8 protein-coding genes are annotated in these 12,247 nt (G+C 47.3%); 1 reads left to right on the top strand and 7 read right to left on the bottom strand.

What is annotated here, in order from left to right:
* Positions 1-19: 19 nt before the first annotated feature.
* Together NFI81_RS03595 and NFI81_RS03590 are read right to left on the bottom strand one after the other, a co-directional pair.
* Entirely contained in the window at positions 20-433 is a 414-nt protein-coding gene (locus tag NFI81_RS03595; protein ID WP_234614154.1) for a nuclear transport factor 2 family protein, read from the bottom strand.
* 60 nt (positions 434-493) lie between these two features.
* A complete protein-coding gene (locus NFI81_RS03590) occupies positions 494-1,030 on the bottom strand; it encodes a YceI family protein (protein WP_234614159.1) in 537 nt (178 codons plus the stop codon).
* A 192-nt stretch (positions 1,031-1,222) separates the two neighbouring features.
* Between NFI81_RS03590 and NFI81_RS03585 the strand changes: the two genes are divergently transcribed.
* Positions 1,223-1,582, top strand: coding sequence for a DUF4174 domain-containing protein (locus tag NFI81_RS03585; protein WP_234614160.1), 360 nt, complete (start codon positions 1,223-1,225; stop codon positions 1,580-1,582).
* A 42-nt stretch (positions 1,583-1,624) separates the two neighbouring features.
* Here NFI81_RS03585 and NFI81_RS03580 read toward each other — a convergent pair whose 3' ends face one another.
* The 5 genes from NFI81_RS03580 to NFI81_RS03560 form a co-directional block, all read right to left on the bottom strand.
* Positions 1,625-5,029 carry a VCBS repeat-containing protein gene (locus NFI81_RS03580; RefSeq protein WP_234614162.1) on the bottom strand — a complete coding sequence of 1,135 codons (3,405 nt, stop codon included), beginning with the start codon at positions 5,027-5,029 and terminating at the stop codon, positions 1,625-1,627.
* 17 nt (positions 5,030-5,046) lie between these two features.
* Positions 5,047-5,211 carry a hypothetical protein gene (locus NFI81_RS03575; protein WP_234614163.1) on the bottom strand — a complete coding sequence of 55 codons (165 nt, stop codon included), beginning with the start codon at positions 5,209-5,211 and terminating at the stop codon, positions 5,047-5,049.
* Complete coding sequence (locus tag NFI81_RS03570; protein WP_234614164.1) at positions 5,171-6,712, bottom strand: RagB/SusD family nutrient uptake outer membrane protein; 1,542 nt, start codon at positions 6,710-6,712, stop codon at positions 5,171-5,173. The genes NFI81_RS03575 and NFI81_RS03570 overlap by 41 nt, the downstream gene beginning before the upstream one ends.
* 18 nt (positions 6,713-6,730) lie before the next feature.
* Positions 6,731-9,874 (bottom strand): SusC/RagA family TonB-linked outer membrane protein, encoded by a 3,144-nt coding sequence (locus NFI81_RS03565; RefSeq protein WP_234614165.1) that lies wholly within the window; start codon positions 9,872-9,874, stop codon positions 6,731-6,733.
* Between the two features lie 230 nt (positions 9,875-10,104).
* Positions 10,105-12,237 (bottom strand): alpha-glucuronidase family glycosyl hydrolase, encoded by a 2,133-nt coding sequence (locus NFI81_RS03560; RefSeq protein ID WP_234614166.1) that lies wholly within the window; start codon positions 12,235-12,237, stop codon positions 10,105-10,107.
* Positions 12,238-12,247: the final 10 nt, after the last annotated feature.

Raw genomic sequence — 12,247 nt, 5'->3', positions numbered from 1 at the left:
AAGCCGTAGCCGACTACTGCTATTCCTGACTGGCCTGTGGGGAGATATCACCCGGGACGACGGATACATTGGTTAATAACTTGTTCACAATCACCCATTTTCCATCAACTATCGTCAACGACAACAGATCGTAATAATTAAATTCAAACATGGGCAGACGGAGCTTTGCAACAGCGATCAGGTTGATGACTTCAATGGAAATAATTTCCATGCGATAGCTTTCCCCAAGTTCAAAAGGGCTTTTTCTGTTCTTAACACCGTCGAGATATTGTTCCAGTGTTTTGAAATAACCTTGTCCGTTCACATCTCCGGCCACCAGTGCCTGCGGGTGAAATACGCTGCGGAGGCGGTTAATGTCGCCTTTAAAAACCCCCTTAAAATAGTCCGATAATACAGCAGCAATAGCCGCTGCGTGATCTGTGTGATTAGTCATTGTGCTTTCAGTTTAGCCGGTATGCGCCGGTTTTTGTTACTTATGGCATCATTGTGAATCTTAAAGGACTGCGAATGCAGTCAATTGTACTTCAAGTTCAAATTCGTTGTAAATGAGCGTGTCGCCCAGGTTGGTGAAGAAGTTACCTGAACGGAACTTCATGTCGTAGTGCGTACGATCAACCACGATTTTGCCGGCAGCAGTGATCCTGTCACCCGAAACATGTACCTCGGCCCGGAAGGAGATCTCGTGTGTAATACCTTTAATGGTCAGATCGCCAGTGATCAAATAGCCCTCACCCGCGAGGTGATCTGCCTCAGTAATTACAAATTGCGCTTCGGGAAAATCTTCTGTCGAGAAAAAATCCGCTGAAAACAGGTGGCTTGCAAATTGTGCATTATAACCCGGATCAGTAATGTCCAGAATTTTGATTGAAGTTGTGTCGATGACGAAATTTCCTCCGGCCAACTTCCCATCATTTAACAGCAGTTCGCCCGCTTTAATGTCAATGGTGCCATTATGTGCGCCTGTAACTTTTTTTCCTGTCCAGTCGATGCTGCTTTGCGAACCTTCGACTGCAAATCTTTTTGTTTCCATTTTCTTTATGTTATCAGTTAATAATTTGATAGCACAAAGGAGCGCAGGAATCCGCAGGGCGTTACGTGATGTAGATCACTTTCGGAAGGATGCTATATTAATGTGTGCTGAACTTCTCACGTGACACGAAAATAGCCAATGTGACTGCCTTATTGATTTCATCATTGGCAGACTTTTTTTGACAATGCAGTTATGAAAACACTATTGGGATTAATACTCATCGCATCGCTCATGGCCGATCAACCACGCAAGGTTCTGCTTTTTTACACTGAAAGCGGTGAAGCAATATGGAAGTCGCAGGTAGAGACGCTCAGCGCATCTCAGAAAGGCATTAACGAGCGGGATATCAAGATTAAATCCATCCCTTATAATGAGGAAAATCGCTCCGAATGGCGAAAATGGGAAATCGACAGCACAAGCAAGTTTACATTTCTCCTGATCGGCCGCGACGGCGGTGAAAAGTTACGATCCGACGAAATCGTAAAGGCTGAAAAATTGTTCGGCCTGATCGATGCCATGCCTATGCGAAAAGCAGAAGTGAAGCGTAATTGAGCCGGCAACATGGATAATGGTTGCATGAACACCTTTTCTCCATTATTTGATTTTATTTAGCCTATTAACTTGAATAACGTCCGAATTGATAGCGGTAAGGAGCCACTTTTCCCGATTATTACTCTTGATGAAAATACTTTTTCGGGCGTCGCCGTGGATCATTAATCCACTTGTGGCGCAATTTGTTGGAGTGAATTTTCCTTTTCCATTTCCCAAAAGCAGCAGCCCGGTCGAAGCATCTTGCCTGCCCATATTGACTTCATTGGGATAAAAGTTGCCTGTCAGGATCACATCTTCGTGGCCGTCTGCATTTACATCACCCGTTACGATCCCGAAAACAGGCGATTTCTGCGCTTCAACCGGCAACGCGTGTATCTTATAATTTCCTTGGCCCACGTTCTCCATATAGGCACTCTGCAAGTAAGTTACCTCGGCTGCATATGCATCTTTGGTTTCCTCAGTGGAAAGCAGGTTATCAAAAGTTACCTGCGCATAGTCTGCATAATGGGGGAATTTGCGGCGAAACTGAATCACTTGCTGATTTAATGCGTCGCGCGGCACACTCGGGTAGCGTTGATCCTGGATAAAATATCCCATCAGCGGATCGAAAGTGCCATCGCCGTTGAAATCTTTCGCGACAATTTTGATCGGCTCCTTCTCAGAGGCTCGGTAGAATGTGTTTAATCCTTCATTTCCGGCAATGAAATCGATGTCACCATCGTGGTCAAAATCACCGGCTGCAAGACTGTTCCACCAGCCCGTAAAATTGTTCAACCCATTTGGCGCTTTTTGAGATTGCAGTGATTTGCCTTTTTTGTTTTCAAAGATCCGGATTGGCATCCACTCACCCGCAAGCACAAGATCGTCGAACCCATCCTGATTCGTATCCGCCCACAATGCATCGCAAACCATGCCTACGTTGAGGAGTTCAGGACAAAATTGGGAGGTTATATTGGTAAAATGCGGCTGTCCGTTTTTGGAATCATTCCTAAGCAGATAACTGCTGGCAGGAAGCGGATATTTGCCCGGAACGCTGCGCCCGCCGATGAAAATGTCCAGATCGCCGTCTTTGTCAAAATCATTGGTTACCATGCAGGAACTGCTTAGCGAAATGTCCGGAAAGACATTCTTAGCTGCTGGTGAGAAGTTTCCCTTACCATTATTCCGATACAATTGCACATTGTAAAAAGCCTTCTCCGTCGCGGGCAGTTCATTCCCTCCGTTGGAAACCAGCAGATCGAGGTCGCCATCCCGATCGGCGTCCAGGAAAACAGCGGCAGCATTTTCATGCAAAGAATCCTGGGAAACAATGCGCTTTTCAAACCGACCGTTGGCGGTTTGCAGAAGAATCGTCGGCTTACCACCGCGATAACTCCCACCTGCGAAAACATCATCCAAACCATCTCCATTCACATCGCCCGACGCAATCGCGAAACCGCTTTTGGACAGCATTTTGTGCATGGTGGCCGTTTGTTTAAAATCAACAAAATTGCCTTCCACATGCTGGAAACCAATGTTTACCTGTTTCGTAATATCAGTAAAATAGGGTTTTAAATGCGGTTTAATTAAGACAAGTTTTCCTGAATCCAATGCCTCTCGCTGACTTAAAGTCAACCGCTTGTTCGCAACAATCTTATAGCGTTTTTGCGATTTCCCCCCCGGCCACACAACTTCCAGACTGTCAATCAAAGTTTTATCCCCGACTCCAAAATGCAATATCGGATCCACCGAAGACTGAAATCCCCGCACAACACTCAATTCGGCATATTGCTTCGCCTTACCAGTCCAGATTGTCACCTTGCTGCCGATCCCGGATAAGTTGCCCTTGGCTCCCTCAAATGCAATGCTCAGGAAATTTGATGTTCCTTTTTCCCGGCTGTTATTTTGATATATAAATGCTTCGGAATCAATGTTGTTGACAACCAGATCCAGGTCACCGTCACCGTCCAGATCGGCATAGGCGGCTCCGTTGGAATAGGAAAGTTCGTCGAGTCCCCAATCTTCGGAAGTGTTGGAAAATGTGAGGTTACCTGCGTTCTTATAGGCATAGTTGGCGATCTGCACCTCAGGCACTTTTTTGATCAGTTCCAATGCATTCTGCTGCTTGAAGTTATTGGTGCCAAAATTTGAAAAATCTTCTTTAAACTGGATGAAATCACGGTCCGTCACGTCGCGGCGGTAACCATTGGTGATGAAGATGTCTTTTTGTCCGTCGTTATCAAAATCCGCAATCAGCGGCGCCCAACTCCAATCGGTTTTAGCGATTCCCGCCAACAAACCAATTTCACTGAAAACCGGCATTCCGCCATCTCCCGGAGCTGGCCCCTGGTGCAGTTGCAACATATTCCGCATGTACTGCAATTGGTAACCATACTGGTCCGAAATGCTCATTTCCTTCCGGTCGTAATCCTGTCCCGCCAGCATTTTCTTTTGACGAAAATTATCTTCAGGAAGCATATCCAGCTGAAAAATATCCGGGTAAGTGTCGTTATTGATATCGGCCACATCCAGCCCCATTCCAAACAAACTGGTATGCGCCGTTGCCTCACGGATCACATTGTCAAAGCCGGGCGCTGCCGTAGTTTTAGCGCCATTGTTCAGATACAATATGTCGCTGCTGATGAAGTCATTGGAGCAGTAAATATCCGGGTAACCATCTTTATTTAAGTCACTTATTGCCAGACCCAGGCCCAACCCTTCGTATTTTATGCCTGCATCTTTGGATATATTGGTGAATACGGGAATTCCGTTTGCGCCCGTGCCTTCGTTGCGATACAGTTTTCCAGTGCTTGGATACGAGCCATCATTGTATGTCTTGCGGAGATAATTAGGGTTTTGAAGATCGGGTGCAGAATTCATCATAAACGCATCCAGGTCGCCGTCCAGATCCGCATCGAAAAACGCAGTTTGAACCGTGAATGAAGCATCATTCAAACCATATGCTTTGGCCATTTCCTTAAAAACCGGCGCCTTATTTTTCCCTGGACCCTGGTTCACAAAAAGCAAATTTTCAGTGTCTGCGGCAGGAATCTTAATGTGTTTTGCCACGGAAACATAAATGTCCAGCAAGCCATCCTGATTAATGTCGACCATAGAAATCCCCGTGCACCAGCGGTTTGTTTTCACGCCAGCCGCCTCAGTTATATCCTCAAATGCCCATTTTTTAGTGAGTGTATCAATTTTGCTCAAATACAACCGGCAGCTCACCTGGTTCCCGCCAAAGAAAATATCCGGCTTCCCATCATTATTCACATCCCCAATCCCGACCCCACCGCCATTATAAAAGTTGGTAAATGTGAAAGGGTTGATAGAGTCATTGGGGGTTAATGTATTGGAAAATTTGATTCCGGTTTCTGTTGATTTGTGTGACGTGAACAAGGGTTCCTGCTTGTCTTTGCAGGAGAAGGAAAGAACAAGGAGTAAGATCAGAAGGGCGGTCTTATGCATATGTGAAATGCTGCTTTTTATTGGATTGTCACCCTGAGCGGAGCCGAAGGGAAGGAGCAGGATGCCAAAGCGTCCTGCTCCTTCCCTTCGACCGCAGCGGCGGCCGCTCCGCTCGGGGTGACAGGTGTGATGACGAGCTTACTAATACCCAGGATTCTGATCGCCCGGCTCGATCTTCGCATTGTTATCCACTTCCTGTTGCGGAATGGGCAGCAATTCGTGCTTGTTAGCCTGGAAATAGGTCAGTGGCTCAGCTTTTTGCTTGTTCAGCTTCCTCCATCTTACAATGTCCCTGTTCCGGATTTGTTCGCCGCTTTGCTCCACGCGTTTTTCGTGGACAATGGCTGCGAAGACCTGGTCTTTGTTTGAAACAGGAAATCTTGACGTTGGATAGGCTGGCATGCTCACGCTCTTGCGCGCGCGGATCAAGTTCAGATATTTCACTGCTTGTGCCGTGTTTCCCAACTCATTTTCAACCTCGGCAAGCGAAAGAATTGTTTCCGCAAAACGCATGATCCGCTGGTTGATCGCCCCGGTCAGGAATGATTCATTCATTTTATACATCAGCGAATATTTCTGCCAGCTTACTTTCTGCGTCACACCATCCACCACGGAGGCGTTACCATTCTGCTGGCCATCTGTTAATGTATTAGCGCCTTTGTTATATTTTTCTCCTGTGAAATAGAAAGAGTCCTCATAACGCGGGTCGGTTTTGGCGTCGCCTTTTTTGGTTTTTTCAAATTCCGAGAGCAGACTGTTCGACGGGATAACATTACGCCATCCAATGGCCGAATATTCCTGCGTACGCACCGTTTCAGTTCCGGCCGTGGCGCCGTTTCCGTCACCATCCCAGTTGTATACACCGCCCGAAGGAAAGAAGTTAACCTCGAAAATAGACTCTTTATTAAATTCAGTCTCTTCCAAAAAGTTATCATTATAGTTATCCACAAGCGCATAAACGCCTGAGCTGTAAACTTTAAGCAACTCAATTTTGGCATTGGCATAATCACCTTTTTGCATATGTGCCCTTGCCAGAAGCATCTGGGCGGCTCCTTTGGTCACCCGGCCTTGGTTCGCTGCATCGTAAGTCAATGGAAGATCAGCCTGGATCGCCTGCAATTCGGAGATCACGAAGGCGTATACTTCTTCCGCCGGAGAACGTGGCAAACTGCCGTCGACAGTTAGTACATAATTTTTATAAAGCGGCACATCACCCCAAAGACTTACGAGCTCGTAGTAAGCATAAGCCCTCAGAAAACGCGCTTCCGCAAGCAACCTTTTCTTGTCGCCATCTGCAAGGTCTGTTACTTTTTCGGAGTTGTCCACGACTGCATTGGCGCGGTGGATCAAACGGTAATAAGCAAGCCAAACCGTTCCCAAAACAGAATTGCTGGTGTCATGCGTCCCGAGCAGCAGCTGGTTACGCGGGGTTTCGAGCTGCCCGCCGCCTGCCGCTACATCGTCGCTGCGCAGGTCGTGCAGAAAGAACCATTCCCTGGCAACGAGGTTATTGGATTTGAGCATGGAATACACACTCGTAACGCCACTGTTCAGCTCAGCCCCGTTTTTGTAGTAACCTTCCACGGTCACGCCATTGGGGTTTGTCTTTTCCAGAGTGTCATCATTACAGGCGAACACAATTCCAAACAGACAGGCGTATATGATGATTAGTTTCTTTTTCATTTTATAAAAGTTTTAATGTCAAAACCCTACGCTCAATCCCACTTGGAGGGTTCTTGGCTGCGGATACATACCGTAATCGATCCCGTTGATCAGCTGCGTTGCTGTGTCCGTAGAAGAACCATTCACGCCAATTTCAGGATCCAGTCCCGAATATTTGGTGAAGGTCAGCAGGTTAGTCGCTGAAACATAGAAACGCGCTTTGGTAATCGTTTCTTTCGTCAATGCAGACAGTATTTTCACAGGAATTGTGTAGCCAATGCTCAGGTTTTTGATCCGCATATATGAGCCGTTTTCTACAAAACGGTCACTCGAACGGCTGTTGTTATTAGGATCACCACTGATCGCTCTTGGCACATCCGTATCCGTATTGGTTGGCGTCCATGCGCTCAGCACATCCGTTCCCGCATTGAACAATCGCAGCATTCCCTGCTCGATCACCTTCGTTCCATTGTAAATTTTATTTCCCTGAACACCTTGCAGATATAATGTAAAGTCGAAGTTTTTATAGCTTCCTCCCAAATTGGCGCCGTAGCTGAACTTTGGAATAAAGCTACCCAGATAAGCCCTGTCAGAAGGCGTGATCCGGCCATCGCCATCCAGGTCCTTAAACCGGATATCTCCCGGAGCTGCCGCATCCTGATATTTGGTTTTGTCATCTCCATCCAGTGCATTTGCGGCATCAATTTCACCTTTGTTCTGGAAAATGCCGTCCACCTGCCATCCAAAGAATGACTGAATCGGATGTCCGGCCTCCGTTTTTGTAATATCAGAACCTCCGAAATCTGCATTGGATCCTGAGAAAAGCGTAGCACTTTCGGTTGCAAGGCTCAGCACTTTGTTTCTGGTAATGTCCAGATTGGCAGAAGCATTCCATTTGAAATCGCCGTCGTTTTTGCTGTAACCCAACTGGAATTCATAGCCCCAGTTTTTCATGCTTCCAATGTTGGACAAAGGCGAGGTTGAGTAACCCACCGAATTGGGGATCGGCACTTGCAACAATAACCCATCCGTATTACGCCGATAAGTTTCTGCGGTAAATGTGACGCTGTTGTTGAACAAAGCCAGGTCTATTCCCAGGTTAGTCATGGTTGTACTTTCCCATTTCAGCTGCGTATTGGCGAGTGAACTGAAATAAGATCCCAGCACTTTATTCCCACCGAAAACATAATTGCTGTTGTCAGCCGACACGAGTGCCTGCCATGCGTAGCTTCCTATTCCATTAAAACCGGTTTGTCCGTAGCTCGCGCGAATTTTCAGCTCAGAAATTTCAGGAACAGATTTCAGGAATTCCTCTTCGCTGATACGCCATCCCAACGAAAGCGAAGGGAATGTTCCCCATTTGTTTCCCGGGGCAAAGCGCGAAGATCCGTCGCGGCGGATAGAGCCGCTTAACAGATATTTTCCTGCATATTCATAATTCAAACGTCCCACATAAGAGATTAGCGAACTTTCGTCCAGTGTGCTTGTGGCATTCGGGTTGGAAGCACCTTGCAATTCGTCTATGTCGTTGTTTGGGCGGTAACCGGATCCGTTCAGCGTGCTGGTGCGGAAAGTTTGCTTGTCAACGATCGCCGTAATGTTCAGCAAATGTTTGCCAAAATTCTTTTCAAATGTCAGCTGGTTTGTCAGCACAGGTGAGAAGAAATTGGTGCGGTTATCCTGGATCTCATATTGAGTACGGGATTTAAAACCATCATTATAAATAGGAAACTGATTAACGGTGTTCGCGGAAACGACATCTGCACCAAAACTGAAACGGTATTTCAGAAAGCTGGCCAATCGAACTTCGGCAAATAACGATCCAAGCAATTTCAAACGCTGATTGCGTGTAACATCCATCAGTGCAATGCGGACCGGGTTGTCCGGGTCACTGCCATCCGCAGCGGTTGGGGAACTGTAACCACCTGGTTTCGTGGGATCTGTAACAGGCCAGTAAGGCAGGTTACGGATCATTTGCATCACAGCCGTGCGTCCTCCTCCAAAGCCTTGTTCACCGCGAGATTTATCAAATGAGACGGTTAAGGTCTGTCCTATGCTCAGAAATTTGGCAACCTGATGGTCTGAGTTGAGGCGTACATTGGCACGTTTGTAATTTGTACCAATTAAAATCCCTTCCTGATCAAAATAGCCCGCAGACGTAAAGAAACGGGAAACAGCATTGCCGCCCGACACTGAAATCTGGTGCTGCTGGATGGGCGCGCTGCGGAACATCACATCCTGCCAGTTGGTATTTGTTTGTGCAAATGTTTGCGTAGCCCCCTGATAAATAGGCTGGTTCAGATCTGTCAACCGGCCCGGCATCGCGATGCCTGCATTTCCCAGCAGTGCTGTCGCATACTGAATATACTGGTCTGTATTAAGCACATCGAGCTTTTTCCAGGCCGATTGTGTGCCATAGTAAGTATCCAGGTTTACGTGCAGCTTGCCGTCTTTCGAACCTTTTTTGGTGGTGATGATGATTACACCATTGGAAGCCCGCGACCCGTAAATGGCGGCCGAGCTTGCATCCTTCAACACCTCTAATGATTCAATGTCCTTTGGATCCAGGTTGTTCAGATCGCCGGCAGGGATTCCGTCGATCACATAAAGTGGTCCGGAGGCGTAATTAATTGAACCGATACCCCTTATACGTACGACCGGTGTTTGCCCCGGGCTACCATTATTAACCACCCGAACGCCCGGCACCCTACCCTGCAAGGCCTGTTCAGCGCTGACAACGGGTAATGCGGTCAGTTCTTTGGGTGAAACCGACGATACGGCTCCGGTCAGGGATGATTTCTTTTGCGAACCATAACCGATCACCACCATTTCTTCCAAAGCCTGATCCTCTGCGGCTAAGCGAATGTCAATGCGGGTTTTGGTGCCCACCACAACTTCCTGCTTCATGTAGCCGATAAAACTGAATACCAGCACACTATTTTCCGAAGGAACATTGATTGAGAACTCCCCTTTGGTGTCCGTGGTTGTGCCCGTATTGCTGCCTTTTAAAGTTACATTCACTCCCGGCAAGGCCTCGCCATTATCAGCCGTAACTTTTCCGGCAACCTGCTGATCTGCAAAAGTTCCGGCGTACACCAACTGCATAGACAGCAGCATGAAAAGCGCAGAACCCCTCAGCCAACTAGCCCGGAGATAAGAAAACACTTGTAATCGATTCTTCATAAGCGTTGATTTAAATGTTTAGATGACACTTGTTGAACAGGACAAAATTTTCCCTTACGAGAAACTGTAATGCGAACGATGACAGCAATAAAAAGCTACGGTTAATCTAATTTTTAATGAGATGTATCCAATAAACAAATATAATATCTTTTCAATATCTGTCAATGCTACACTTAAAGAAAATATTAACTTTTTATGAAAAATTTGTTATTCTCGGAGTAGAGTGAGCCTTATCGCATCAGATATACATTGACGGATCTCTTGATTTCATCCAATGTTTGCTTGGGCGGGTTAAAACCTGCAGGAACAGGTTGTCTGGCAAATGTTTGTAAATACAACACCCAGGCATCTCTCCACCAAAGCGCTTCTCGCCGCTGAACCTTCAACCGCTCCGCCACATCGGCATAAACCTGTGTATCAAGATTTTCTTTCGCCAGGTCCCATTGCTGCTGCATCCATACAACAGAATCCGCGCCGGTGTAAAATCGGGTACAAAGTTCTTCCCAGAGCGAGCGTCCGGTGCTTAATTTTTGATCCCAGCGTACATGATGAAACCATAGCAAATAAGGAAGAGGCGTTTTGTCGGGGTTATTCCATTGCTGTTGCACTTCCGGCCGGTACTGCGCCAGTGCATTGCTTCCGGACGCGGTTCTGTCGAAGCCTAGCCCAATTGAATCGGCCCGGTGGTAATATACAGCTGTCCAGTCGGGCCGGGAGCCTTTGTTTTGCCAGGGTTCGGGGGCGAAGTGAACGCCCATCCACGGACGCGAAAGTCCGATCGGCGTGTTGTAGTCGACGTAGATTTCCCGCGATCTCAGCATTAATGCCGTAATGTGCTCGCCTGCTTTTTGATTTCGTGTTAAAGTCAGCGCGACCCATTCCTGGGCTATCTGCGCCGAACTCAGCTGATGGTCCCAACTCAGTCTTCCGAATGCATACCAATTCGCCTGCGCTAGCGGATGGCCCGTCCAGTTGCGGCTGTTTCCTGTATTGGCCACACCCGCCATGAGCGTACGCGCATAACCGTGTAAACTTCCGTCCACGACTTTCGCCACAGTTGATCCAGAACCATTAACAAAAGTGTCCGAATCCAGACATTCTTTAAAAATGGGCGCTTCATACACAGCGTGCGTAGCAAAGCCCAAATATTCCTGCGTGATTTGAAACTCCACGCCCAGCGGCGTTTTCGGCATATTTCCGAACAAAGGAGAGAATGGTTCACGGGGCTGAAAGTCGATAGGACCGTTTTTTACCTGCACGATTACTTTGGGATCAAATTTGCCGTCCAACGGCACAAATTCCTCATAAGCCGCTTTGAACCGGTCCGCATTGGGATCGGCCTTGTAAACAAATGCCCGCCAGACCACAATGCCGTCATAGGGTCTGAATGCTTCGGCCAGCATATTGGCACCGTCGGCATGCGTCCGGCCGTAATCCTGCGGGCCTGGCTCCCCTTCTGAATTGGCCTTCACCAAAAACCCGCCAAAGTCCGGAATTTCTTTATAGATCTGAGCCACTTTTTCTTTCCACCACGCACGAACCTGCGGGTCGAGCGGATCGGAAGTGGGAAGTCCGCCTAATGTCTTGGGTGCAGCAAAATATACCGACAAATAAGTTTTAATCCCATATTTTCGCATCACATTGGCAACCGCTGCAACCTTGACAATGTATTCCTGCGACATAAACCGCGCACTGGCGTTCACATTATTCAGCACAGTTCCATTGATTCCCAAAGACGCATTGGCCCGGGCATAATCCTCGTAACGCGGGTCCACGCGCTCAGGCAGTTCGTACCATTTCCAAAGCGATTGTCCCGCGTAACCGCGCTCGATCGTGCCATCCGGATTATCCCAGTGATTCAGCATCCGATAACGCACTTTCGGGCTGCTGGCAATGCTTAAACCCTTGATAGTTTCCTGCATTTGCATATGCCGCAGCAGCGCAAATGTTCCATACAAGATTCCCTGCTCAGTTTTTGAACTAACAACAATATTGCCGCCCGACAATTTGATCTGATAACCCTCCGGTTTTTGCGCAGAATCTGCACCCGTTTCTATTTTAAAAACAATTCCACCTGAACGGCTGCCAAATGAATTTGTAATGTTGACCGTTTTACCTAAAAGCTTTTTCAACCCCGTTTGCAGCTCCTGGGATGCACTTTGTAGGATCTTACCTTCGGTTGGCTGCCCGATAAATGCTGTGTATTTCAAATATTCGGCCTTAATGGTCGGGTTAGTAACAGCCTCATATTTTAGCCACAACTGATATCCGTCATCACCATCGGCAGATAATGGACCAGCTGCCAATGATGGTGAACCAAGGAAGATCAAGCTGAAAAAGAGTAGTAAGAAGCCTCTGGTCATGTCTCGTATT

It is taken from the genome of Dyadobacter fanqingshengii (assembly GCF_023822005.2).
Taxonomy (GTDB): domain Bacteria; phylum Bacteroidota; class Bacteroidia; order Cytophagales; family Spirosomataceae; genus Dyadobacter; species Dyadobacter fanqingshengii.
The sequence above is the reverse complement of the archived record's forward strand: the minus strand, read 5'-3'. Positions and strand labels throughout refer to the sequence as shown.